25 protein-coding genes are annotated in these 25,072 nt (G+C 32.8%); 24 read left to right on the top strand and 1 reads right to left on the bottom strand.

Annotated features, from left to right (window positions below):
* The first annotated feature begins 20 nt into the window (after window positions 1-20).
* From grpE to recO, 16 genes are all read left to right on the top strand, one after another.
* A complete protein-coding gene (gene grpE / locus JQN76_RS11685) occupies window positions 21-647 on the top strand; it encodes a nucleotide exchange factor GrpE (protein ID WP_000182215.1) in 627 nt (208 codons plus the stop codon).
* 68 nt (window positions 648-715) lie between these two features.
* Complete coding sequence (gene dnaK, locus JQN76_RS11680; protein WP_000034719.1) at window positions 716-2,548, top strand: molecular chaperone DnaK; 1,833 nt, start codon at window positions 716-718, stop codon at window positions 2,546-2,548.
* A gap of 135 nt (window positions 2,549-2,683) precedes the next feature.
* Window positions 2,684-3,823, top strand: coding sequence for a molecular chaperone DnaJ (gene dnaJ, locus JQN76_RS11675; protein ID WP_001119021.1), 1,140 nt, complete (start codon window positions 2,684-2,686; stop codon window positions 3,821-3,823).
* Between the two features lie 3 nt (window positions 3,824-3,826).
* Window positions 3,827-4,765: a 50S ribosomal protein L11 methyltransferase gene (gene prmA, locus JQN76_RS11670; protein ID WP_001104611.1), complete on the top strand. Its 939-nt coding sequence runs from the start codon at window positions 3,827-3,829 to the stop codon at window positions 4,763-4,765.
* A gap of 1 nt (window position 4,766) precedes the next feature.
* Window positions 4,767-5,519 carry a 16S rRNA (uracil(1498)-N(3))-methyltransferase gene (locus JQN76_RS11665; protein WP_001190118.1) on the top strand — a complete coding sequence of 251 codons (753 nt, stop codon included), beginning with the start codon at window positions 4,767-4,769 and terminating at the stop codon, window positions 5,517-5,519.
* 6 nt (window positions 5,520-5,525) lie between these two features.
* Window positions 5,526-6,872: a tRNA (N(6)-L-threonylcarbamoyladenosine(37)-C(2))-methylthiotransferase MtaB gene (gene mtaB / locus JQN76_RS11660; protein WP_001836910.1), complete on the top strand. Its 1,347-nt coding sequence runs from the start codon at window positions 5,526-5,528 to the stop codon at window positions 6,870-6,872.
* Window positions 6,873-7,164: 292 nt separating this feature from the next.
* Window positions 7,165-7,341 (top strand): 30S ribosomal protein S21, encoded by a 177-nt coding sequence (rpsU, locus tag JQN76_RS11655; protein WP_000048060.1) that lies wholly within the window; start codon window positions 7,165-7,167, stop codon window positions 7,339-7,341.
* A 242-nt stretch (window positions 7,342-7,583) separates the two neighbouring features.
* Window positions 7,584-8,267 carry an NfeD family protein gene (locus JQN76_RS11650; RefSeq protein ID WP_001802667.1) on the top strand — a complete coding sequence of 228 codons (684 nt, stop codon included), beginning with the start codon at window positions 7,584-7,586 and terminating at the stop codon, window positions 8,265-8,267.
* Window positions 8,268-8,284: 17 nt separating this feature from the next.
* On the top strand, window positions 8,285-9,274 hold the full coding sequence (floA, locus tag JQN76_RS11645) for a flotillin-like protein FloA (RefSeq protein ID WP_000492114.1): 990 nt from the start codon (window positions 8,285-8,287) through the stop codon (window positions 9,272-9,274).
* 16 nt (window positions 9,275-9,290) lie between these two features.
* On the top strand, window positions 9,291-9,989 hold the full coding sequence (locus tag JQN76_RS11640; protein ID WP_000110603.1) for an SPOR domain-containing protein: 699 nt from the start codon (window positions 9,291-9,293) through the stop codon (window positions 9,987-9,989).
* Window positions 9,990-10,291: 302 nt separating this feature from the next.
* On the top strand, window positions 10,292-11,239 hold the full coding sequence (locus JQN76_RS11635) for a PhoH family protein (RefSeq protein ID WP_001117767.1): 948 nt from the start codon (window positions 10,292-10,294) through the stop codon (window positions 11,237-11,239).
* Window positions 11,240-11,707, top strand: a complete 468-nt coding sequence (gene ybeY, locus JQN76_RS11630) for an rRNA maturation RNase YbeY (protein WP_000494134.1) — start codon at window positions 11,240-11,242, stop codon at window positions 11,705-11,707.
* Between the two features lie 2 nt (window positions 11,708-11,709).
* Entirely contained in the window at window positions 11,710-12,054 is a 345-nt protein-coding gene (locus JQN76_RS11625) for a diacylglycerol kinase family protein (protein ID WP_000819532.1), read from the top strand.
* 10 nt (window positions 12,055-12,064) lie between these two features.
* On the top strand, window positions 12,065-12,469 hold the full coding sequence (cdd, locus tag JQN76_RS11620; protein WP_000121875.1) for a cytidine deaminase: 405 nt from the start codon (window positions 12,065-12,067) through the stop codon (window positions 12,467-12,469).
* Window positions 12,470-13,369: a GTPase Era gene (gene era / locus JQN76_RS11615; protein WP_000134767.1), complete on the top strand. Its 900-nt coding sequence runs from the start codon at window positions 12,470-12,472 to the stop codon at window positions 13,367-13,369.
* 27 nt (window positions 13,370-13,396) lie between these two features.
* Window positions 13,397-14,143 (top strand): DNA repair protein RecO, encoded by a 747-nt coding sequence (gene recO / locus JQN76_RS11610; protein WP_001557361.1) that lies wholly within the window; start codon window positions 13,397-13,399, stop codon window positions 14,141-14,143.
* Between the two features lie 150 nt (window positions 14,144-14,293).
* Here the strand turns inward: recO and JQN76_RS11605 are convergent, their stop codons facing one another.
* Entirely contained in the window at window positions 14,294-15,685 is a 1,392-nt protein-coding gene (locus JQN76_RS11605) for a glycine--tRNA ligase (RefSeq protein ID WP_001030080.1), read from the bottom strand.
* Between the two features lie 334 nt (window positions 15,686-16,019).
* Between JQN76_RS11605 and ccpN the strand changes: the two genes are divergently transcribed.
* The 8 genes from ccpN to JQN76_RS11565 all read left to right on the top strand — a co-directional run bounded on the left by ccpN (window position 16,020) and on the right by JQN76_RS11565 (window position 24,951).
* Complete coding sequence (ccpN, locus tag JQN76_RS11600; protein WP_001797828.1) at window positions 16,020-16,643, top strand: transcriptional regulator CcpN; 624 nt, start codon at window positions 16,020-16,022, stop codon at window positions 16,641-16,643.
* Between the two features lie 10 nt (window positions 16,644-16,653).
* Window positions 16,654-17,472, top strand: a complete 819-nt coding sequence (locus tag JQN76_RS11595) for a pyruvate, water dikinase regulatory protein (RefSeq protein WP_000411298.1) — start codon at window positions 16,654-16,656, stop codon at window positions 17,470-17,472.
* Window positions 17,473-17,532: 60 nt separating this feature from the next.
* Entirely contained in the window at window positions 17,533-19,350 is a 1,818-nt protein-coding gene (dnaG, locus tag JQN76_RS11590) for a DNA primase (protein ID WP_001217257.1), read from the top strand.
* A 223-nt stretch (window positions 19,351-19,573) separates the two neighbouring features.
* Window positions 19,574-20,680, top strand: coding sequence for an RNA polymerase sigma factor RpoD (rpoD, locus tag JQN76_RS11585; RefSeq protein ID WP_001283055.1), 1,107 nt, complete (start codon window positions 19,574-19,576; stop codon window positions 20,678-20,680).
* 130 nt (window positions 20,681-20,810) lie between these two features.
* The gene (locus JQN76_RS11580) at window positions 20,811-21,488 is read left to right on the top strand and encodes a TrmK family tRNA methyltransferase (RefSeq protein ID WP_000624583.1); all 678 of its coding nucleotides are present in this window, start codon (window positions 20,811-20,813) and stop codon (window positions 21,486-21,488) included.
* Window positions 21,489-21,490: 2 nt separating this feature from the next.
* A complete protein-coding gene (locus JQN76_RS11575; protein WP_000683929.1) occupies window positions 21,491-22,591 on the top strand; it encodes a Nif3-like dinuclear metal center hexameric protein in 1,101 nt (366 codons plus the stop codon).
* A 113-nt stretch (window positions 22,592-22,704) separates the two neighbouring features.
* Complete coding sequence (locus JQN76_RS11570; protein WP_001062187.1) at window positions 22,705-24,051, top strand: DEAD/DEAH box helicase; 1,347 nt, start codon at window positions 22,705-22,707, stop codon at window positions 24,049-24,051.
* A 9-nt stretch (window positions 24,052-24,060) separates the two neighbouring features.
* Complete coding sequence (locus JQN76_RS11565) at window positions 24,061-24,951, top strand: deoxyribonuclease IV (protein ID WP_000924220.1); 891 nt, start codon at window positions 24,061-24,063, stop codon at window positions 24,949-24,951.
* The last annotated feature ends 121 nt before the right edge of the window (window positions 24,952-25,072 follow it).

The following is a 25,072-nucleotide window of genomic DNA, read 5'->3' as shown; positions in this document are numbered from 1 at the left end:
AAAGTATTGGAGGACAGAAAATGACAAATAAAGACGAATCAGTTGAAAAAAACACTGAATCAACAGTTGAAGAAACAAACGTCAAACAAAATATTGATGATTCAGTTGAACAAGCTGAAGAAAGTAAAGGTCATTTACAAGATGAAGCAATAGAAGAAACGTCTGACGAGAATGTTATTGAAGAAATAGATCCAAAAGATCAAAAAATTAATGAACTTCAACAATTAGCAGATGAAAACGAAGAGAAATATTTAAGGCTCTACGCTGAGTTTGAAAATTATAAGCGTAGAATTCAAAAAGAAAATGAAATAAATAAAACATATCAAGCACAACGTGTGTTAACAGATATTTTACCAGCAATAGACAATATAGAACGTGCACTTCAAATTGAAGGTGATGATGAGACTTTTAAATCTCTTCAAAAAGGTGTACAAATGGTGCATGAAAGTTTGATTAACGCACTAAAAGATAATGGTCTTGAAGTTATTAAAACTGAAGGTGAAGCATTTGATCCAAATATTCACCAAGCTGTAGTTCAAGATGATAACCCTGATTTTGAATCTGGCGAAATCACTCAAGAACTACAAAAAGGATACAAGCTTAAAGATAGAGTATTAAGACCATCAATGGTCAAAGTAAACCAATAACTTAAATTTGGCGAAAAGACATTGTTTAAAATTAAATTAATTTAATGATTAAATGGAGGAATTTTATTATGAGTAAAATTATTGGTATAGACTTAGGTACAACAAATTCATGTGTAACAGTATTAGAAGGCGATGAGCCAAAAGTAATTCAAAACCCTGAAGGTTCACGTACAACACCATCTGTTGTAGCTTTCAAAAATGGAGAAACTCAAGTTGGTGAAGTAGCTAAACGTCAAGCTATTACAAACCCAAACACTGTTCAATCTATTAAACGTCATATGGGTACTGATTATAAAGTAGATATTGAAGGTAAATCATACACACCACAAGAAATCTCAGCTATGATTTTACAAAACTTAAAAAATACAGCTGAAAGCTATTTAGGTGAGAAAGTTGACAAAGCTGTAATTACAGTACCTGCATACTTTAACGATGCTGAACGTCAAGCAACTAAAGATGCTGGTAAAATTGCTGGTTTAGAAGTTGAGCGTATCATTAATGAACCAACAGCTGCAGCATTAGCATATGGTTTAGATAAAACTGATAAAGATGAAAAAGTTCTTGTTTTTGACTTAGGTGGCGGTACATTTGACGTATCTATCCTAGAATTAGGTGACGGTGTATTCGAAGTACTATCAACAGCCGGTGACAACAAACTTGGCGGTGATGATTTTGACCAAGTAATTATTGACTACCTAGTTGCAGAATTCAAAAAAGAAAATGGCGTAGACTTATCTCAAGATAAAATGGCATTACAACGTTTGAAAGATGCTGCTGAAAAAGCTAAAAAAGACTTATCAGGTGTATCACAAACTCAAATCTCATTACCATTTATCTCAGCTGGTGAAAACGGTCCATTACACTTAGAAGTAAACTTAACTCGTTCTAAATTTGAGGAATTATCAGATTCATTAATTAGAAGAACAATGGAACCTACACGCCAAGCAATGAAAGACGCTGGCTTAACAAACTCAGATATCGATGAAGTTATCTTAGTTGGTGGATCAACTCGTATTCCAGCAGTACAAGAAGCTGTCAAAAAAGAAATCGGTAAAGAACCTAACAAAGGAGTAAACCCGGACGAAGTAGTGGCAATGGGAGCTGCAATCCAAGGTGGCGTTATCACAGGTGACGTTAAAGACGTAGTATTATTAGACGTAACACCACTATCTTTAGGTATTGAAATTTTAGGTGGACGTATGAATACGTTAATTGAACGTAACACTACGATTCCTACATCTAAATCTCAAATCTATTCAACAGCAGTAGATAATCAACCATCAGTAGATGTACACGTATTACAAGGTGAACGTCCAATGGCTGCGGATAATAAAACACTTGGTAGATTCCAATTGACTGATATTCCACCAGCTGAACGTGGTAAACCTCAAATTGAAGTAACGTTTGATATCGATAAAAACGGTATTGTAAATGTAACTGCAAAAGACTTAGGTACAAATAAAGAACAAAGAATTACAATTCAATCAAGTTCTTCATTATCAGACGAAGAAATCGACCGTATGGTAAAAGATGCTGAAGTTAACGCTGAAGCAGATAAAAAACGTCGTGAAGAAGTAGACTTAAGAAACGAAGCTGACAGTCTAGTATTCCAAGTTGAAAAAACTTTAACTGATTTAGGCGAAAATATCGGTGAGGAAGATAAAAAATCTGCTGAAGAGAAAAAAGACGCTCTTAAAACTGCTTTAGAAGGTCAAGATATAGAAGAAATTAAATCTAAAAAAGAAGAACTTGAAAAAGTGATTCAAGAATTATCAGCAAAAGTATATGAGCAAGCGGCTCAACAGCAACAACAAGCACAAGGTGCTAATGCTGGTCAAAACAATGATAGTACTGTAGAAGATGCTGAATTTAAAGAAGTAAAAGACGACGACAAAAAATAATTAAACAATACAATTAGAATGTTGTCATGATCTGAAAAGTCAAAGTCAATAGAACATTGGCTTTGGCTTTTTATTTGGATAGTATGACATATTACGTTAAACTATATGAGTTAATTAAGAAAAGGAGAGATAGCTGTGGCCAAAAGAGACTATTATGAAGTTTTAGGCATTAGTAAGGATGCTTCAAAAGATGAAATCAAAAAAGCGTATCGAAAGCTTTCGAAAAAATATCATCCAGATATTAACAAAGAAGAAGGTGCAGATGAAAAGTTTAAAGAAATTTCTGAAGCCTATGAAGTTTTAAGTGATGATAATAAACGCGCAAGCTATGATCAATTTGGACATGACGGGCCACAAGGTTTTGGTGGACAAGGATTCAATGGCTCTGACTTTGGTGGTTTTAGCGGCTTCGGTGGCGGCGGTTTTGAAGATATCTTTAGCTCTTTCTTCGGTGGCGGCAGACAAAGAGATCCAAATGCACCGCAAAAAGGTGATGATCTTCAGTATACAATGACATTGACATTTGAAGAAGCGGTATTTGGTACAACAAAAGAAATTTCAATCCGTAAAGATGTAACATGCGAAACATGTCATGGTGATGGTGCAAAGCCTGGAACAAGTAAAAAGACTTGTAGTTACTGTAATGGCGCTGGTCATGTAGCTGTAGAACAAAACACAATTTTAGGTAGAGTTCGTACTGAACAAGTTTGTCCTAAATGTAATGGAAGTGGTCAAGAATTTGAAGAAGCTTGTCCAACATGTCACGGAAAAGGTACTGAAAATAAAACAGTTAAATTAGAAGTGAAAGTACCTGAAGGTGTCGACAATGAACAACAAATTAGATTAGCTGGTGAAGGCTCTCCAGGCGTGAATGGAGGACCTGCTGGTGATTTATACGTAGTATTTAGAGTTAAACCATCTGAAACATTTAAACGTGATGGTGATGATATTTATTACAAATTAAATGTTAGCTTCCCACAAGCAGCTTTAGGCGATGAAATAAAAATACCAACATTAAATAATGAAGTTATGTTAACAATCCCTGCTGGTACACAAACAGGTAAGCAATTCCGCTTAAAAGAAAAGGGTATAAAAAATGTTCATGGCTATGGATACGGAGATTTATATGTTGATATTAAAGTAGTAACGCCTACTAAATTAACAGATAGACAAAAAGAACTAATGAAAGAATTTGCCCAATTAAATGGTGAAGAAATTAATGAACAACCTTCGAATTTTAAAGATAGAGCAAAAAGATTCTTTAAGGGAGAATAAAGTATGAACTGGACAGAGCTTTCAATTATTATTAATCATGAAGCAGTAGAATTGGCTACCAATATACTTGAAAATCATGGATCAAATGGTGTCGTGATAGAAGATTCAGATGATTTAATTAACCAACCAGAAGATAAATACGGTGAAATTTACGCTTTGAAAAAAGAGGATTATCCAGATAAGGGAGTAAGATTGAAAGCCTATTTTAATGAAATGACTTATGATGATAAGTTGCGACAGCAAATTAAAGATGAGTTATTAAATTTAGATGAACTTGATCAACATAACGTTCAATTCAGTGAGCAAATTATTGCAGAGACGGATTGGGAAAATGAATGGAAAAACTATTTCCATCCATTCCGAGCGTCGAAGAAGTTCACAATAGTTCCTAGTTGGGAAACATATGCTAAAGAAGCGGATGAAGAGCTTTGCATTGAGCTCGACCCAGGTATGGCTTTTGGAACAGGCGATCATCCGACTACAAGTATGTGTTTGAAGGCAATAGAAACATATGTATTGCCACAGCATTCAGTAATTGATGTTGGTACTGGCTCAGGTATATTAAGTATTGCAAGTCATCTAATCGGTGTAAAACGTATTAAAGCGTTGGATATTGATGAAATGGCAGTGAGTGTAGCTAAAGAAAACTTCAGAAGAAATCATTGTGAAACGTTAATTGAAGCTGTTCCAGGTAACTTATTGAAAGACGAAACAGAAAAATTTGATATTGTAATAGCAAATATTTTAGCGCATATTATTGATGAAATGATTGAAGATGCTTATAATACTCTAAATGAAGGCGGTTATTTTATTACTTCTGGTATTATAAAAGAGAAGTATGAAGGTATACAGTCACATATGGAGCGTGTAGGTTTTAAAATTATTTCAGAACAACATGACAACGGTTGGGTTTGTCTTGTTGGCCAGAAAGTGAGTGAATAATGTGCAACGTTATTTCATAGACCAAAACGCTGATGTAAGTCAGCGTTTTTTTATTACAAAAAAAGAAGATATTCATCATATAACAAATGTAATGAGATATGATGTTGGTAGTAAAATTATTTTAACTTTTAATGATCAAACAGTTTATTTATGTGAAATTGCTGACATAACAAGTGATAAAATTGCAGTTGATTTAAAAGAAAAACAAAATATTAATACAGAATTGCCAGTTGATGTTACGATTTGCAGTGGACTAATCAAAGCTGACAAATATGAGTGGTTGCTACAAAAAGCTACTGAATTGGGTGCTTCATCATTTATAGCTGTGAGCATGGAACGTTCAATTGTTAAATTAAACGAGGCAAAAGTTGCCAAAAAGATAGAGCGTTGGCAAAAAATAATTAAAGAAGCTGCTGAACAAAGCTATCGTTTAGTGATTCCATCTATTCAATTCGAGTCGAATTTAAAATTAATTTGTGATACTATTGATAATTATGACTATATTCTTATTGCATATGAAGAGGAAGCAAAAGATGGTGAGTTAAGCAATTTCAAGCAAACTTTACAACAATTCAAGGCTCAGGATAAAGTGTTGATGATTTTTGGTCCTGAGGGTGGTTTGTCAGAAAATGAAATTTCATTATTTAGTAATACTAGTACAGTTGTTGGTCTTGGACCGAGAATTTTACGGGCAGAAACTGCGCCATTGTATGCGTTAAGTGCAATAAGTTATGAAAAAGAATTAATGGGGTGAATATTTATGTCAACAGTTGCGTTTCACACATTAGGTTGTAAAGTAAACCATTATGAAACTGAAGCAATCTGGCAATTATTTAAAGAAGCAAACTATGAGCGCGTTGACTTTGAAGCGAATGCTGATGTATTTGTTATTAATACTTGTACAGTAACGAATACAGGTGATAAAAAAAGTCGTCAAATAATTAGACGTGCAATAAGACAAAATCCTGATGCTGTAATCTGTGTAACAGGTTGTTATGCGCAAACTTCATCAGCTGAAATTATGGAAATTCCTGGTGTCGATGTAGTAGTTGGTACACAAGATAGACATAAACTATTAGGTTACATTGATGAATTCCGTAAAGAACGCCAACCAATTAATGGTGTTGGAAATATCATGAAAAATCGTAAATATGAAGAATTAGATGTCCCATATTTTACAGATAGAACACGTGCGTCATTAAAAATTCAAGAAGGTTGTAACAACTTCTGCACATTCTGTATTATTCCATGGGCTCGTGGCTTAATGCGTTCAAGAGATCCGGAAAAAGTAGTTGAACAAGCGACGCAACTAGTGAATTCAGGATATAAGGAAATTGTATTGACGGGAATTCATACAGGTGGATATGGTCAAGATTTAAAAGATTATAACTTGGCCCAATTATTACGTGATCTTGAAACGATTAATGGATTAGAACGAATTCGAATTTCTTCAATTGAAGCAAGTCAACTTACAGATGAAGTAATTGACGTTTTAGAACGTTCAACAAAAGTTGTGCGTCATTTGCATATTCCATTACAATCTGGTTCAGATACAGTATTAAAACGTATGAGACGTAAGTATACAATGGATAGATTTTCAGAACGATTAACAAAATTGCATAAAGCTTTACCAGACTTGGCAGTTACGAGTGATGTAATTGTTGGTTTCCCAGGTGAAACTGAAGCTGAGTTCCAAGAAACATATGATTTTATCGTAAAGCATAAGTTCTCTGAACTGCATGTTTTCCCTTATTCTCCTAGAATTGGCACGCCAGCTGCAAGAATGGATGATCAAATTGATGAAGAAATTAAAAATGAACGCGTGCATAAGTTAATTACGCTAAGCAATCAACTCGGAAAGTTATATGCGTCTAAATTTGATCAAGATGTGCTTGAAGTAATTCCTGAGGAACAGGGTGACACAGAAAGTACATTAGTTGGATATGCAGATAATTATATGAAAGTACAATTTGAAGGTGACGAATCACTCATAGGTCAAATTGTAAAAGTTAAAATTACGCAAGCAAATTATCCATTAAATGAAGGGCAAGCAATTAAAGTTGTTGATTTTGCAACAAATAAATCTGATAGAGAAGTTTTAGTTTAAGTATTCCTTGATTCATACCATAAGGTTCCGTATTAAAGATATAGGTTTTGTAACGTTGTTTTAACGGCTTCACAATTTACTATATAAGCAACTCTTCTCATTAAATAAATTATTAAGAGATTTTTAGAACAAAATCTAAAAGTCTTTGTGATTTTGATGTGAAATATGTTTCAAATAAAAAACAATTTACTAATTGACCATAAATTACAGATATATTATACTTATAAATGCATAGTTTTACTGTGCAATTGACTATAAAGTTCCGTTGATATTTGGAGGGAGGGAAATACAGATGTCTAAAACAGTAGTACGTAAAAATGAATCACTTGAAGATGCGTTACGTAGATTTAAACGTTCAGTTTCTAAAAGTGGAACAATCCAAGAAGTACGTAAACGTGAATTTTACGAAAAACCAAGCGTAAAACGTAAAAAGAAATCAGAAGCTGCACGTAAACGTAAATTCAAATAATTAATACCTCTGTTGACTCCCTCAACACGAATATTAATTATATAAAACAAACATCACAAGTTAGTGTCTTACACTAATATGTGATGTTTTTTTGTTGTCAATTTTTAATTAAAAAAGTTATATAGTTTATAAATAATCAAATTGATATTCTATAGGTTCTTATAACTATAAAGTATATTCAATTTCATGTATAATTAATGTGAGGGCGAGGTGAAATTGTGAGTTATAATAATTTTTTACAAATGACAACTATCTTGGAATCAACGGCTGGAGATACTTGGGTTGAACAAGTTAGTAATATAATTGTTCAACCTATTTTTACGTTAATATTAACCTGTTTGACATTCTTAGGATTTGTATATCAACTTTACTCTAAAAAAATCAATGCAGCTGGTATTATCGCCACATTATCATTACTTATTTTATTTTTGGGATTTCTAATCCAAGGAAATGTCAATATGCATTCTATCTTAATATTCTCAATTGGCGTTATATTAGTTGTAATTGAATTATTTGTAGTTGGTGCAGTAATTGGTATTATTGGCATGATACTGATAACTATAAGCATAACAACGCTCGGTGATAATTTGCTATTTATGCTTGCGAATGTTATCGTTGCCTTGATTTTAACGATTGTAGAATGGGTGATATTAGTGAAGATTTTCAACAGAAAGATTCCGTTTTTGGATAAAGTTATCTTAAAAGATTCAACTAATTCTGAGTCAGGTTACAATTCTCATGATAACCGCTCGCACCTCGTAGGAAAGACTGCTCAAACAGTTACAGATCTTCGACCTGCAGGGATTATTTTTTGTGAAAATGAACGTATTGATGCTGTTTCAGATGGCAACTTTATTTTACGCAATAAAACGGTAAAAATCCTTGAAGTTGAAGGAACAAGAGTAGTTGTGAGGGAAGTAGATTAATTAAAAGGAGCGATACCATGTTTAGTTTAAGTTTTATCGTAATAGCAGTTATTATAGTAGTTGCATTACTTATTTTATTCTCATTTGTACCCATTGGTTTATGGATTTCAGCGTTAGCAGCTGGCGTTCATGTTGGTATAGGTACATTGGTTGGTATGCGTTTACGTCGTGTATCTCCAAGAAAAGTTATAGCGCCATTAATTAAAGCGCATAAAGCAGGACTAGCATTAACAACAAACCAATTAGAATCGCATTATCTAGCAGGAGGAAATGTTGACAGAGTTGTTGACGCTAATATTGCTGCACAACGTGCTGACATTGATCTTCCTTTCGAACGTGCTGCTGCAATTGACCTTGCAGGACGTGACGTATTAGAAGCGGTTCAAATGTCTGTTAATCCTAAAGTCATTGAAACACCATTTATCGCAGGTGTAGCAATGAACGGTATTGAAGTGAAAGCCAAAGCTCGTATCACAGTTAGAGCTAATATTGCTCGACTTGTTGGTGGTGCAGGTGAAGAAACAATCATCGCACGTGTTGGTGAAGGTATCGTTTCAACAATTGGTTCTAGTAAGCATCATACAGAAGTACTTGAAAACCCAGATAATATTTCTAAAACAGTTTTAAGCAAAGGTTTAGATTCAGGTACTGCATTTGAAATTTTATCAATTGATATTGCTGACGTTGATATTAGTAAAAATATTGGTGCAGACTTACAAACTGAACAAGCATTAGCAGACAAAAATATTGCACAAGCAAAAGCTGAAGAACGTAGAGCTATGGCTGTAGCAACTGAGCAAGAAATGAAAGCGCGTGTACAAGAAATGCATGCTAAAGTAGTTGAAGCCGAATCTGAAGTACCATTAGCTATGGCTGAAGCATTACGTTCAGGTAATATCAGTGTTAAAGATTATTATAATTTGAAAAATATCGAAGCTGATACAGGCATGAGAAATGCAATTAATAAACGAACTGATCAAAGTGATGATGAGTCACCTGAACATTAAGTCGAGAGGTGATTAAATGAGTGTCGGTATTCTAATTTTTGTCATATCAGTGATCATTTCTATCATTACTACTATGCGCGAAAATAGTCATAAAGATAGACAAAATCAAAAGCCACCTCAAAAAACATCTACCGATAATGAACCAAAAAAAGGTGGCTTTTTTGAAGAAATTGAGCGAACGTTTAAAGAAATAAGTGAAGAATTAAATGAAGAAGAAAAGAAATCATCGAAACGAAAATATGATGATACGTTACCACCTTTATTCGATGAACTTCCAAAGGAAGAGCCTAAATCGAAACCTGTTGTAGAACCTATGGCACCTAAAAAACAACAAGAAACAAAACCGATGACAGAGAAACCAATTACAGTGCCTAAAGCAGAACCGGTGGAGCAGAAACATAGACCTTCTAGACAAGATAATTCTGACGAAATTAGACGTCAATTAGAAAAATCACTTAGAGATGATATTAAAACGATTCGTACTGACATTGATAGAGAAAAAGAAAAGCAAATTGCTAAAATGGAAAAACGTGCTAGAGATATTATTGAGGATAAATACTTATCTGAACGTACAAAACGTTTGAAATTAAAGCAGCTGCTTAATTCTCAAAATGTCGAAAAAGATTTGACTAAATCAGCGTTCCAATTTGATAAAGATGAAGTAATCAATGGTATGATATGGTCAGAAATTTTAGCTAAACCAAAACAATTATAAAATTTTTTGAAAACAAGCACTATCGTAATGGTAGTTGCTTGTTTTTTTACGTTAAGAAAAATTGAAAAACAAAGAGAATCTTTCGAGAAATATTAGTTATTTAAATACAACAAAAAATTGATTAGTCTAAAATTGAATCTGCTTTTATGACAAGGTGAAAAGTATAAATGATTATTTTAAATTAAAGAAAAATGAGTAAGTCAATGCAAAGATGTTTAAATCAATCAATTGCATGATATAATTAAGTAGATATTAAAGCATCATAGAATGAATATAAATGATATATGAAAAGGAGCGCGTGTATGCCTGGAATTATACAAATAGACGATATGAACCAATCTCAAGCTTTAATTGGAAATAATGATGAACATTTAAAAGCAATTGAAGAGAGTTTCGATGTTGTCATCCATGCAAGAGGACAAGAAGTTGCCGTTAAAGGTACAAAAATAGAAAACGTAGAAAAAGCGGAATCAGTATTAATCAATTTGCTGAAGGTTATTGATTTAGGTAATAATATTACAATTAAAGATGTTGAAGCAGCTATTAAAATGGCGCATAATAACACAATTCAACATCTGTTAGATTTATATGATGAAGAGATAACTAAAGATGCATTTGGTAAGACGATTCGTGCGAAAACGATGGGGCAACGTATATATGTTAATGCCATGAAAAATAATGATTTAGTATTTGGTATAGGTCCTGCTGGTACAGGTAAGACATTCTTAGCTGTAGTTTATGCAGCAAAGCAACTCCGTAAAGGTGCTGTTAAACGTATTGTATTAACAAGACCTGCTGTTGAAGCAGGAGAGTCACTTGGATTTTTACCAGGAGATTTGAAAGAAAAGGTAGATCCATATTTAAGACCTTTATATGATGGTCTATATACTGTTCTTGGGCGTGAACAAACAGAGCGATTTATTGAAAGAGGCATTATCGAAATAGCGCCACTTGCATATATGCGCGGACGAACATTAGAAGATGCATTTGTAATTCTTGATGAGGCGCAGAATACGACACATGCGCAAATGAAAATGTTTTTAACAAGACTAGGTTTTGGCTCAAAAATGGTAGTTACTGGTGACCAAACTCAAATCGATTTACCTAAAGGTGTTAAAAGTGGACTTAAGGAAGCGGTCAGTAGGTTACACAACGTTAAAGGTATAAGTATATTGAAATTAGATCAGAGCGATGTAGTAAGACATCCATTGGTAAGTAAGATCATTGAACATTATGAAGGAGAGAATTAAATGTTTACGATAGATTTTAGCGATCACACAGGCTTAGTTAAAGATGCTTGGTATAAACAAATTGAAGATTTATTAGAATTTGCTAAAAAAGAAGAGCATATAGAAGACGATGCTGAGCTTTCTGTTACATTTGTAGATAAACAAGAAATACAAGAAATTAATCGAACATATAGAGATAAAGATAAAGTTACAGATGTAATCTCATTTGCTTTAGAAGAAGATGAGCCAGAGATTGATTTTAGTGGTCTTGATATACCACGTGTTTTAGGGGATATAATTATCTGTACGGATGTAGCGCAAGAACAAGCAAACAATTACGGACATTCTTTTGAACGAGAATTAGGATTTTTAGCATTACATGGATTTTTGCATCTATTAGGTTATGATCATATGACTGAAGCGGATGAAAAGGAAATGTTTGGTCGACAAGATACAATATTAAACGCATATGGATTAACACGAGACTAATTATGAAAAGGTTTAAATATGCACTTGATGGGCTGAAAATCTTAATTCAAAAAGACTATAAATTTCTTTTACATGTGTTTGCAATGATTGTTGCTATTGTCTTTGGTCTCGTACTAAATATTAATCGGATTGAGTGGATATTTATACTCATTGCTATTGCATTAGTTCTCACTGTTGAAGCTTTAAACACTGCTATTGAATATGTTGTCGATTTAGTGACCGTTGAATATCATGATTTAGCTAAATACGCTAAAGATATTGCGGCTTTTAGTGTACTTATAGTTTCAATATTAGCATTTATTATAGGTTTAATAGTATTTTTACCACATTTTATAGCGTTATTTTAGGGAGGCATATATGAGTTATCAACCTCATTATTTTCAAGAAGTTAGAAAAGCACAACAAGAATCATATTCGCCATACAGTCAATTTAAAGTAGGGGCTTATTTAAAAACGAAAGACGGTAGAACTTTTTATGGTACCAATGTAGAAAATGCTTCTTATCCATTATCGATATGTGCTGAACGAGCTAGTTTGGTATCGGCAATTTCTCAAGGATACAGACCAGGTGATTTTGAATCAATAACTGTAACCGTAGATGCAGATAAACCGTCATCACCTTGTGGTGCATGTCGTCAAGTTTTGAAGGAATTATGTGATGATGATATGCCTGTGTATATGACAAATCATAAAGGAGATATGGTTATGATGACAGTCGCAGAGTTACTACCATTTGGATTTTCAGGAAAGGATTTAGAATAAATGACAGAACATAAATCAGGATTTGTTTCAATTATAGGTAGACCAAATGTAGGGAAGTCAACATTTGTTAATAGAGTGATCGGCCATAAAATAGCAATCATGTCCGATAAAGCTCAAACAACTAGAAATAAAATTCAAGGTGTTATGACAAGAGATGACGCGCAAATTATATTCATTGATACGCCAGGTATTCATAAACCTAAACACAAATTAGGTGACTATATGATGAAAGTCGCTAAAAATACATTATCTGAGATAGATGCAATCATGTTTATGGTTAATGCCAATGAGGAAATTGGACGAGGCGATGAATATATTATAGAAATGTTGAAAAATGTTAAGACACCAGTATTTTTAGTATTAAATAAAATAGATTTAGTGCATCCAGATGAATTAATGCCAAAGATTGAAGAATATCAAACTTATATGGACTTTACAGAGATTGTACCTATTTCAGCATTAGAAGGGCTAAATGTAGATCATTTTATTGATGTTTTAAAGACGTATTTACCCGAAGGACCTAAATATTATCCAGATGATCAAATTTCAGACCATCCTGAACAATTTGTAGTGGGTGAAATCATTCGTGAAAAAATCCTTCATCTTACAAGTGAAGAAATCCCTCATGCGATTGGTGTTAATGTGGACCGTATGGTTAAAGAAAGCGAAGATCGTGTTCATATCGAAGCAACTATATATGTTGAAAGAGATTCGCAAAAAGGAATTGTCATTGGAAAAGGCGGTAAAAAGTTAAAAGAAGTAGGAAAACGTGCGAGACGTGATATAGAAATGCTTCTAGGCTCTAAAGTTTACTTAGAATTATGGGTCAAAGTTCAAAGAGACTGGCGAAACAAAGTTAACTTTATTCGCCAAATCGGTTATGTTGAAGACCAAGATTAATCTTAAAAGTGGTGAAGATAATTGTTAATGCGCCAAAAAGGGATTATCATCAAAGCAGTTGATTATGGTGAATCTGATAAAATTATCACGATTTTAAATGAGCATGGTGCAAAAGTACCACTTATGGCAAGGCGTGCTAAAAAAGTTAAGACGGGTTTACAAGCGCAAACGCAATTGTTTGTTTATGGTTTGTTTATTTACAATCAGTGGCGAGGTATGGGAACGTTAAATTCTGTAGATGTTATTAGTCAACATTATAAATTACAAATGGACCTTTACGTAAGCAGTTATGCCTCTCTGGCAGCTGAAACTATTGAGCGCTCAATGGATGAAGGTGACATTGCACCATATAACTATCAATTATTACAATTTGTTCTTGAAAAAATAGAATCAGGTACATCTGCACAGTTAATGTCAGTCGTAGTTATGTTAAAGTGTATGAAACGATTTGGTTTTACTGCATCATTTAATCGCTGTGCTGTGAGTGGTAATGACACACAAGCAGATTTAATAGGTTATAGTTTTAAGTTTGACGGTGCGATTTCAAGGCAAGAGGCTTCTAAAGATGTACATGCAGTTATATTATCGAATAAAACACTATATTTATTAGATGTATTACAAAAATTACCGATAGATAAAATGAATTCATTGAATATCCATCAAGAAATTATTGATGAAATGTCAGATATCATTTTAATGTTATATCGTGAATATGCAGGTATGTTTTTTAAAAGTCAGAAACTAATCAACCAATTAAAAAGATTGGAACAATAACATAAAATAATAAAAGGTATTCAAGTAGCCACATAGATGTGTTTATTTGAATACCTTTTTCGAATAGAAAAGAGATACTGGCAATTTTACTAACCAGTATCTCTTTTTATAAATTATATAGCCACCACATATGGTGGAGAGTCTTTTTAATTAGAATTTTGTTTTTTCAGTTAAGAAAGCTTCTAACTCTGAGATTGGCATACGAACTTGTTCCATTGAATCTCTGTCACGTACTGTAACTTGATTATCTTCTAATGAATCAAAGTCGAATGTTACACAATAAGGTGTACCGATTTCATCTTGACGACGGTATCTTTTACCGATAGATTGTGATTCATCGAAATCGATTGAGAATTTAGAACTTAATTGCTCAAAAATCTTAATCGCTTCGCCAGATAATTTCTTACTTAAAGGTAAAATCGCTGCTTTATATGGTGCTAATGCAGGATGGAAGTGTAAAACTGTACGTGCATCTTTACTACCTTCAACGCCTTCTTCATCATATGCATCACATAAGAAAGCTAATGTTACACGATCTGCACCAAGTGATGGCTCGATACAATATGGAATATATTTTTCGTTCGTTTCTGGATCATGGTATCTGAAATCTTCACCAGAGTGTTCAGCATGTTTACGTAAGTCGAAGTCTGTACGACTTGCGATACCCCATAACTCACCCCAACCAAATGGGAATTTATATTCAATATCAGTTGTTGCATTTGAGTAATGAGATAATTCATCTTCATCATGATCACGTAAACGCATATTTTCACTGCTCATATTTAAGCTTGTTAACCAGTCACTTGCAAAAGTTTTCCAATAATTTTGCCATTCGATTTCTTCGCCAGGTTTACAGAAGAATTCAAGTTCCATTTGTTCAAATTCTCTTGTTCTGAAAATGAAGTTACCTGGAGTGATTTCATTACGGAATGATTTACCAATTTGACCGATACCAAATGGTAATTTTTTACGCATTGAACGTTGCACGTTTTTATAGTTTACAAAAATACCTTGTGCTGTTTCAGGACGTAAGAAAATTTCATTTGTAGAATCTTCAGTTACACCTTGGAATGTTTTAAACATTAAATTGAATTGGCGAATTTCAGTCCAGTTAGCAGTTTTACTTACAGGACAAACAATACCTTCATCGTCAATAATTTTTTTCATTTGTTCAAAACTTAAACCATCGGCAATGAAGTTTTCATCACCTTTAACATCTTGCATATAATCTTCAATTAATTTATCAGCGCGATATCGAATTTTACTATCTTTATTATCAATCATTGGGTCGTTGAAGTTGTTTAAGTGTCCTGAAGCTTCCCATACTTTTGGATTCATTAAGATTGCAGCATCGATACCAACGTTAAACGGTGATTGTGTAATGAATTTTTGCCACCAAGCTTTTTTAACATTATTCTTTAATTCAACACCTAAAGGACCATAATCCCATGTGTTTGATAAACCACCGTAAATATCACTACCAGGGAACACAAAACCTCTGTGTTTTGCTAATGAAACAATTGTATCCATATCTTTTGCCATAATTACCTCTCCTCATACATGAAAACGCCCCATGGAAAATAACAGCATAGTAAATATGCTTTACTTCCATGGGACGAGTTAATATTTTAAATTGTATATAATACAAAATAAGTTACGTATTTAACCCGCGGTTCCACCCAAATTAGTGTAGTCACTCGCTTTTATTTTAAAATGATTCGTTGCGCCAATCTTATTGTTAAGCTTACACTATCCTTAACTCGCTGTACGTTTATTCTAATTGATAGATTATTTAAAGGCAAGTAAAATTAATGTGTTTGTGACATGAAAGAAATATCGGTATAATAATAAGTGAATAAAAAAGGGGTGAAGACCTATAGAACTCAGTCAAAGACAAGAACGAATCATCGAAATTGTTAAAACTAAAGGACCCATTACTGGTGAACAAATAGCAGATAAGTTGAATTTAACAAGAGCAACGCTTAGACCAGATTTAGCGATATTAACAATGTCAGGTTTTTTAGAAGCGCGTCCCCGAGTTGGATATTATTATTCAGGTAAATCAAAAGGTAAATTTTTTAATGAAAAACTTCGACAATTTGAGGTTAAGGACTATATGTCTCAACCTGTTGTGCTAAGAGAGAATACAACAGTTTATGACGCTATTTGTACAATTTTTTTAGAAGATGTAAGTACATTATTTATTATTAATGAAGATAACGATTTTGTTGGTGTGTGTTCAAGAAAAGATTTATTAAGAGCTTCAATGATTGGAGCAGATATTCATACAGTACCTATCAGTGTAAATATGACACGTATGCCTAATGTCACTTATTTAGAGGAAAGCGAATTAGTCATATACGCAGCAGATAGAATGATTGAAAAAGAAATTGATTCGATTCCAATTGTAAGAAAAAAAGATAATCAAAAGTATGAAGTAATTGGAAGAATTTCCAAAACAACAATAGCTAAGTTATTAGTAGCATTATATAAAGAATAGGTGAGAAGTAATGGAAAAAATTAAAATTATCGTAGCTTCAGATTCTATAGGTGAAACGGCAGAGTTAGTTGCTAGGGCAGGTATTTCACAATTCAATCCTAAGCAATGTAAAAATGAATTATTAAGATATCCATATATTGAATCTTTTGAAGATGTTGATGAAGTGATTCAAGTTGCAAAAGATACAAATGCTATCATTGTTTATACACTTATTAAACCTGAAATGAAGCAATATATGAGTGAGAAAGTAGCAGAATTCCAATTGAAGTCTGTCGATATCATGGGGCCATTAATGGATTTATTATCAGCATCGGTTGAAGAAAAACCTTATAATGAGCCAGGTATCGTTCATAGATTAGATGATGCATATTTCAAGAAAATTGATGCGATAGAGTTTGCGGTTAAATATGATGATGGTAAAGATCCTAAAGGATTACCTAAAGCTGATATTGTTTTACTTGGTATTTCGAGAACTTCAAAGACACCATTATCTCAGTATTTAGCGCATAAGAGTTACAAAGTTATGAATGTACCGATTGTACCAGAAGTGACACCGCCAGATGGCTTATATGATATTGATCCAAAGAAATGTATCGCACTTAAAATAAGTGAAGAAAAATTAAATCGCATTAGAAAAGAGCGATTAAAACAATTGGGACTAGGTGACACAGCTCGATATGCAACAGAAGCACGAATTCAAGAAGAATTGAATTACTTTGAAGAAATCGTAAGTGAAATTGGATGTCCTGTCATTGATGTTTCTCAAAAAGCAATCGAAGAAACAGCAAACGATATAATCCATTATATTGAACAAAATAAATCGAAATGATTTCATTTTTGTCGAAAATTAGGTATAATAGTATAACTAATGCTTAATAGGTGATTTAATTTGCGAATAGATCAATCGATCATTAATGAAATAAAAGATAAAACCGACATTTTAGACTTGGTAAGTGAATATGTAAAACTAGAAAAGAGAGGACGCAATTATATAGGTTTGTGTCCTTTTCATGATGAAAAGACACCTTCATTTACAGTTTCTGAAGATAAACAAATCTGTCATTGTTTTGGTTGTAAAAAAGGTGGCAATGTTTTTCAATTTACTCAAGAAATTAAAGACATATCATTTGTTGAAGCGGTTAAAGAATTAGGTGATAGAGTTAATGTTGCTGTAGATATTGAGGCAACACAATCTAACTCAAATGTTCAAATTGCTTCTGATGATTTACAAATGATTGAAATGCATGAGTTAATACAAGAATTTTATTATTACGCTTTAACAAAGACAGTCGAAGGCGAACAAGCATTAACATACTTACAAGAACGTGGTTTTACAGATGCGCTTATTAAAGAGCGAGGCATTGGCTTTGCACCCGATAGCTCACATTTTTGTCATGATTTTCTTCAAAAAAAGGGTTACGATATTGAATTAGCATATGAAGCCGGATTATTATCACGTAACGAAGAAAATTTCAGTTATTACGATAGATTTCGAAATCGTATTATGTTTCCTTTGAAAAATGCGCAAGGAAGAATTGTTGGATATTCAGGTCGAACATATACCGGTCAAGAACCAAAATACCTAAATAGTCCTGAAACGCCTATCTTTCAAAAAAGAAAGTTGTTATATAACTTAGATAAAGCACGTAAATCAATTAGAAAATTAGATGAAATTGTATTACTAGAAGGTTTTATGGATGTTATAAAATCTGATACTGCTGGCTTGAAAAACGTTGTTGCAACAATGGGTACACAGTTGTCAGATGAACATATTACCTTTATACGAAAGTTAACATCAAATATAACATTAATGTTTGATGGGGATTTTGCGGGTAGTGAAGCAACACTTAAAACAGGTCAACATTTGTTACAGCAAGGGCTAAATGTATTTGTTATACAATTGCCATCTGGCATGGATCCGGATGAATACATTGGTAAGTATGGCAACGACGCATTTACTACTTTTGTAAAAAATGACAAAAAGTCATTTGCACATTATAAAGTAAGTATATTAAAAGATGAAATTGCACATAATGACCTTTCATATGAACGTTATTTGAAAGAACTGAGTCATGACATTTCACTTATGAAGTCATCAATTCTGCAACAAAAGGCTATAAATGATGTTGCGCCATTTTTCAATGTTAGTCCTGAGCAGTTAGCTAACGAAATACAATTCAATCAAGCACCAGCCAATTATTATCCAGAAGATGAGTATGGCGGTTATGATGAGTATGGCGGTTATATTGAACCTGAGCCAATTGGTATGGCACAATTTGACAATTTGAGCCGTCAAGAAAAAGCGGAGCGAGCATTTTTAAAACATTTAATGAGAGATAAAGATACATTTTTAAATTATTATGAAAGTGTTGATAAGGATAACTTCACAAATCAGCATTTTAAATATGTATTCGAAGTCTTACATGATTTTTATGCGGAAAATGATCAATATAATATCAGTGATGCTGTGCAGTATGTTAATTCAAATGAGTTGAGAGAAACACTAATTAGCTTAGAACAATATAATTTGAATGACGAACCATATGAAAATGAAATTGATGATTATGTCAATGTTATTAATGAAAAAGGACAAGAAACAATTGAGTCATTGAATCATAAATTAAGGGAAGCTACAAGGATTGGCGATGTAGAATTACAAAAATACTATTTACAGCAAATTGTTGCTAAGAATAAAGAACGCATGTAGCATGTGATTTTAAAGAATAATACGAATAATGATTATGTCAAAATGTATAAGGGTAAATGATAGTTACCGCATTTAAACAACACTATTGAAAAATAAATATTGGGATTAGTTCCAATTTGTAAAATAAAATTAAAAATATGGATGAATTAATTAAGAATTTAGTTTAAAATAGCAATATTGAATAAATTTCGAATGTTCATATTTAAAATCGGGAGGCCGTTTCATGTCTGATAACACAGTTAAAATTAAAAAACAAACAATTGATCCGACATTAACATTAGAAGATGTTAAGAAGCAATTAATTGAAAAAGGTAAAAAAGAGGGTCATTTAAGTCATGAAGAAATTGCTGAAAAACTTCAGAATTTTGATATCGACTCTGATCAAATGGATGATTTCTTTGATCAATTAAATGATAATGATATTTCACTAGTTAATGAAAAAGATAGTTCAGATACTGACGAGAAACTGAATCCAAGTGATCTTAGTGCCCCTCCAGGTGTTAAAATAAATGACCCAGTTCGTATGTACCTTAAAGAAATTGGGCGTGTTAACTTATTAAGTGCACAAGAAGAAATCGAATTAGCCAAACGTATTGAACAAGGTGATGAAGTAGCAAAATCAAGACTTGCAGAAGCGAACTTACGTTTAGTTGTAAGTATTGCTAAAAGATACGTAGGTCGTGGTATGTTATTCCTTGATTTAATCCAAGAAGGTAATATGGGTCTTATTAAAGCTGTTGAAAAATTTGACTTTAACAAAGGATTTAAGTTTTCAACATATGCAACATGGTGGATTAGACAAGCAATCACTCGTGCAATTGCTGACCAAGCACGTACGATTCGTATCCCTGTGCATATGGTAGAAACAATTAATAAATTAATTCGTGTTCAACGTCAATTATTACAGGACTTAGGTCGAGATCCAGCACCAGAAGAAATTGGTGAAGAAATGGATTTACCAGCAGAAAAAGTTCGTGAAATTTTAAAAATTGCGCAAGAACCTGTTTCATTAGAAACGCCAATTGGTGAAGAAGATGATAGTCATTTAGGAGACTTTATTGAGGATCAGGAAGCACAAAGTCCTTCAGATCATGCTGCTTATGAATTATTAAAAGAGCAATTAGAAGATGTGCTTGATACATTAACTGATAGAGAAGAAAATGTATTACGATTAAGATTTGGTCTTGATGACGGCAGAACAAGAACACTTGAAGAAGTTGGTAAAGTTTTCGGTGTTACACGTGAACGTATTCGACAAATTGAAGCAAAAGCACTTAGAAAATTAAGACATCCAAGTCGTAGTAAACGTTTGAAAGACTTTATGGATTAATTTATATCAATTTTAATGATTGATACCAAGACATGAATAAGCGCTTATTTATTTTTAGATTAAGATTTAACTTGAGTGAGGTTGGTACATTGAATAATGTTCAACCTCTTTTTTCATAAAGGAGAATAAAATGATTTCGTTAAATAACCGATTAACGACGGTAAGTCGATTTTTAAAACAAGGTACAATCGCGGATATTGGCTCAGATCATGCTTATTTGCCAATCTATGCAATTCAAAACCATTTATGCGAATGCGGTATTGCTGGAGAAGTTATTCAAGGCCCTTTTCAAGCTGCTGTAAAAAATGTAGCTGCAAACCAATTAGTAGATAGAATTGATGTACGTTTAGGGGATGGCTTAAGTGTTATTCAACCTGAGGACGTAATCGATAATATCACAATTTGTGGTATGGGCGGACCACTTATTGCTAAAATTTTAAAAGATGGGCAAGATAAGTTAAGTCAACATCCAAGGTTGATTTTACAAAGTAATATCCAAACTGAAAATTTAAGACAAACATTACAACAATTGAATTATGAAATAATTGATGAAATAATAATGGAAGAAAAAGGCCATATTTATGAAATTGTTGTAGCAGAACATTCTACACAATTAATAGAGCTATCATCTGATGAATTGAAATTCGGACCAAAATTGCTGAACAACAAAAATGAATATTTTATAAAAAAATGGCAAAGAGAGTTAGAAGCACTTTATCATATTAAATCGAAACTCAATACTGAACAACATCATCAACGTTTAGCTCAAATTAATGACGAAATTGCTGTAATTGAAAGGGTGTTATAGTAATGAAAATAGCTGATTTAATGACATTGTTAGATCATCATGTGCCATTTAGTACTGCTGAATCTTGGGATAATGTAGGATTGTTAATAGGTGATGAAGATGTTGAAGTTACTGGTGTTTTAACAGCATTAGACTGTACGTTGGAAGTAGTAAATGAAGCAATCGAAAAAGGTTATAATACTATTATTAGTCATCATCCTCTAATCTTTAAAGGCGTAACATCATTAAAAGCTAATGGTTATGGTTTGATCATTAGAAAACTAATTCAACATGACATTAATTTAATAGCGATGCATACAAATTTAGATGTAAATCCGCATGGTGTCAATATGATGTTGGCGAAGACGATGGGTTTGAAGAACATTTCAATAATAAATAATCAACAAGATGTATACTATAAAGTTCAAACATATATACCTAAGGATAATGTTGGACCATTTAAAGATAAGCTTAGTGAAAATGGATTAGCACAAGAAGGTAATTATGAATATTGTTTCTTTGAAAGTGAAGGAAGAGGGCAATTCAAACCAGTTGGTGAAGCTAATCCAACAATAGGACAAATTGATAAAATTGAATATGTAGATGAAGTTAAAATTGAATTTATGATAGATGCATATCAAAAGTCAAGGGCTGAGCAATTAATTAAACAATACCATCCATATGAAACACCGGTATTTGATTTTATTGAGATAAAACAAACATCCCTTTATGGACTTGGCGTTATGGCAGAAGTGGATAATCAAATGACATTGGAAGATTTCGCAGCTGATATTAAATCTAAATTAAATATCCCAAGTGTCCGTTTTGTTGGTGAGTCTAATCAGAAAATTAAACGTATTGCAATTATTGGTGGTTCAGGTATTGGATATGAATATCAAGCTGTCCAACAAGGCGCAGATGTCTTTGTTACAGGTGATATTAAACATCATGATGCCTTAGATGCTAAAATTCATGGTGTGAACTTAATTGATATTAATCATTACAGCGAATATGTGATGAAAGAAGGTTTAAAAACGTTACTAATGAATTGGTTCAATACAGAAAAAATAAATATAGATGTTGAAGCATCTACAATTAATACAGATCCATTTCAATATATTTAAACTAAAATCTCGGGATTTCTAAATTTTGAAATTTCGAGGTTTTAATATTTTTATTTAAAATAGCACATTTATACTTTATAATAGTAAAGATGAACATATAAGGAGGCCAAATCATGGCAAAACATCCATTCGAACAATTTAATCTAGAATCTAGTTTAATTGACGCTGTGAAAGACCTTAATTTTGAAAAACCAACTGAAATTCAGAATCGAATTATTCCAAGAATACTAAAGAGAACAAATTTAATTGGTCAATCTCAAACGGGTACAGGGAAATCTCATGCATTTTTATTAACATTAATGCAGTTAATTGATAGTGAAATAAAAGAACCACAAGCAATCGTAGTTGCACCAACAAGAGAACTTGCACAACAACTATACGATGCAGCGAACCATTTAAGCCAATTTAAAGCTGGTGTTTCAGTTAAAGTTTTTATTGGTGGTACAGATATAGAGAAAGATAGACAACGTTGTAATGCACAACCACAATTGATTATAGGCACCCCTACTAGAATTAATGACTTAGCTAAAACGGGACATTTACATGTGCACTTAGCATCATATTTAGTTATTGATGAAGCGGATCTTATGATTGACTTAGGATTAATTGAAGATGTAGATTACATTGCTGCAAGATTGGAAGATAATGCAAATATTGCGGTGTTTAGTGCTACAATTCCACAACAGTTACAACCATTTTTAAATAAATATTTAAGTCATCCAGAATATGTAGCTGTCGACAGTAAAAAACAAAATAAAAAGAACATCGAATTCTTTTTAATACCTACTAAAGGTGCAGCTAAAGTTGAAAAAACTTTAAATTTAATTGATATACTAAATCCATACTTATGTATTATTTTCTGTAATAGTAGAGATAATGCAAATGATTTAGCACGTTCACTAAATGAAGCTGGTATTAAAGTTGGTATGATTCATGGTGGTTTAACGCCACGTGAACGTAAACAACAAATGAAACGTATACGTAATTTAGAATTCCAATACGTTATTGCCAGCGATTTAGCATCTCGTGGTATTGATATTGAAGGTGTTAGTCATGTCATCAATTTTGATGTGCCAAATGATATTGACTTCTTTACGCATAGAGTTGGACGAACTGGTCGTGGGAATTATAAAGGTGTAGCAATTACGCTTTATAGTCCTGATGAAGAACACAATATTTCATTAATAGAAGATCGCGGTTTTGTATTCAATACTGTTGATATTAAAGATGGTGAGTTAAAAGAAGTTAAAGCGCACAATCAGCGTCAAGCAAGAATGCGCAAAGATGACCATTTAACTAATCAAGTGAAGAACAAAGTTCGAAGTAAAATTAAAAACAAAGTTAAACCAGGTTATAAGAAGAAATTTAAACAAGAAGTTGAAAAAATGAAACGTCAAGAGCGTAAACAATTTAGTAAGCAGCAAAATAGACAAAAACGTAAGCAAAACAAAAAAGGTTAGGTGTGTTTTATGTTATTAGGATCACATGTTTCAATGAGTGGTAAAAAGATGTTAGAAGGTTCTGCTATAGAAGCGTATGAATATGGTGAAACAACATTTATGATTTATACTGGTGCACCTCAAAACACGCGCCGTAAAAGTATTGAAGATTTAAATATAACTAAAGGTCATGAAGTGATGGAAAAATATGGCTTATCTAATATTGTTGTTCATGCACCATACATCATTAATATTGCAAATACAACCAAACCAGAAACGTTTAATCTTGGTGTAGATTTCTTGCAACAAGAAATTGAAAGAACGCAAGCTATAGGCGCTAAAGATATTGTATTACATCCAGGTGCGCATGTTGGAGCTGGTGTTGATGCCGGAATTAATAAGATTATTGAAGGATTAAATGAAGTTTTAACGAATGACAATAATGTACGTATTGCGCTTGAAACGATGGCAGGTAAAGGTACAGAGATTGGTCGCTCGTTTGAAGAGTTAGCACGTATTATTGATGGAGTTCATAATAACGAACGTTTATCAGTATGTTTTGATACATGTCATACGCATGATGCTGGATATAATGTGAAAGAGGACTTTGATGGCGTATTAAATGAATTTGATAAAATTATTGGAGTCGACAGAATCAAAGTTGTTCATGTCAATGATTCTAAAAATGACCGTGGCGCTCAAAAAGACCGACATGAAAATATTGGCTTCGGTTACATTGGTTTTGATGCATTAAATTACATTGTGCATCATGATAGTTTTAAAGATATTCCGAAAATCTTAGAAACACCTTATGTTGGTGAAGATAAGAAAAATAAAAAACCGCCATATAAACTTGAAATTGAAATGTTAAAACAACAGCAATTTGACCCAGAATTAAAAAATAAGGTTATGCAACAATAAAATGATAATGCTCTCTTCAAGAAATGCGATAAATAAAACTTGAAGGGGGCATATCTCTTTATTTTGTCTAATTTTGAGTCGTAAACATTACTGTTTACATATGTTACTAGGAGTTGTATAG

Source organism: Staphylococcus sp. SM3655 (assembly GCF_016917315.1).
Lineage (GTDB): Bacteria > Bacillota > Bacilli > Staphylococcales > Staphylococcaceae > Staphylococcus > Staphylococcus aureus.
Note: the sequence above shows the minus strand (reverse complement) of the source record. Positions and strands in the feature narration are given on the sequence as shown.

Bases quoted from the DNA above. Each gene is read 5' to 3' on its own strand.
- rpsU (WP_000048060.1), top strand. From the start codon at position 7,165: ATGTCTAAAACAGTAGTACGTAAAAATGAATCACTTGAAGATGCGTTA.
- JQN76_RS11625 (WP_000819532.1), top strand. From the start codon at position 11,710: ATGAAAAGGTTTAAATATGCACTTGATGGGCTGAAAATCTTAATTCAA.
- ybeY (WP_000494134.1), top strand. From the start codon at position 11,240: ATGTTTACGATAGATTTTAGCGATCACACAGGCTTAGTTAAAGATGCT.
- JQN76_RS11605 (WP_001030080.1), bottom strand. From the start codon at position 15,685: ATGGCAAAAGATATGGATACAATTGTTTCATTAGCAAAACACAGAGGT.
- prmA (WP_001104611.1), top strand. From the start codon at position 3,827: ATGAACTGGACAGAGCTTTCAATTATTATTAATCATGAAGCAGTAGAA.
- JQN76_RS11635 (WP_001117767.1), top strand. From the start codon at position 10,292: ATGCCTGGAATTATACAAATAGACGATATGAACCAATCTCAAGCTTTA.
- mtaB (WP_001836910.1), top strand. From the start codon at position 5,526: ATGTCAACAGTTGCGTTTCACACATTAGGTTGTAAAGTAAACCATTAT.
- JQN76_RS11580 (WP_000624583.1), top strand. From the start codon at position 20,811: ATGATTTCGTTAAATAACCGATTAACGACGGTAAGTCGATTTTTAAAA.
- JQN76_RS11640 (WP_000110603.1), top strand. From the start codon at position 9,291: ATGAGTGTCGGTATTCTAATTTTTGTCATATCAGTGATCATTTCTATC.
- JQN76_RS11565 (WP_000924220.1), top strand. From the start codon at position 24,061: ATGTTATTAGGATCACATGTTTCAATGAGTGGTAAAAAGATGTTAGAA.
- dnaK (WP_000034719.1), top strand. From the start codon at position 716: ATGAGTAAAATTATTGGTATAGACTTAGGTACAACAAATTCATGTGTA.
- JQN76_RS11575 (WP_000683929.1), top strand. From the start codon at position 21,491: ATGAAAATAGCTGATTTAATGACATTGTTAGATCATCATGTGCCATTT.
- JQN76_RS11595 (WP_000411298.1), top strand. From the start codon at position 16,654: ATGGAAAAAATTAAAATTATCGTAGCTTCAGATTCTATAGGTGAAACG.
- cdd (WP_000121875.1), top strand. From the start codon at position 12,065: ATGAGTTATCAACCTCATTATTTTCAAGAAGTTAGAAAAGCACAACAA.
- JQN76_RS11570 (WP_001062187.1), top strand. From the start codon at position 22,705: ATGGCAAAACATCCATTCGAACAATTTAATCTAGAATCTAGTTTAATT.
- grpE (WP_000182215.1), top strand. From the start codon at position 21: ATGACAAATAAAGACGAATCAGTTGAAAAAAACACTGAATCAACAGTT.
- JQN76_RS11650 (WP_001802667.1), top strand. From the start codon at position 7,584: ATGACAACTATCTTGGAATCAACGGCTGGAGATACTTGGGTTGAACAA.
- recO (WP_001557361.1), top strand. From the start codon at position 13,397: ATGCGCCAAAAAGGGATTATCATCAAAGCAGTTGATTATGGTGAATCT.
- rpoD (WP_001283055.1), top strand. From the start codon at position 19,574: ATGTCTGATAACACAGTTAAAATTAAAAAACAAACAATTGATCCGACA.
- era (WP_000134767.1), top strand. From the start codon at position 12,470: ATGACAGAACATAAATCAGGATTTGTTTCAATTATAGGTAGACCAAAT.
- floA (WP_000492114.1), top strand. From the start codon at position 8,285: ATGTTTAGTTTAAGTTTTATCGTAATAGCAGTTATTATAGTAGTTGCA.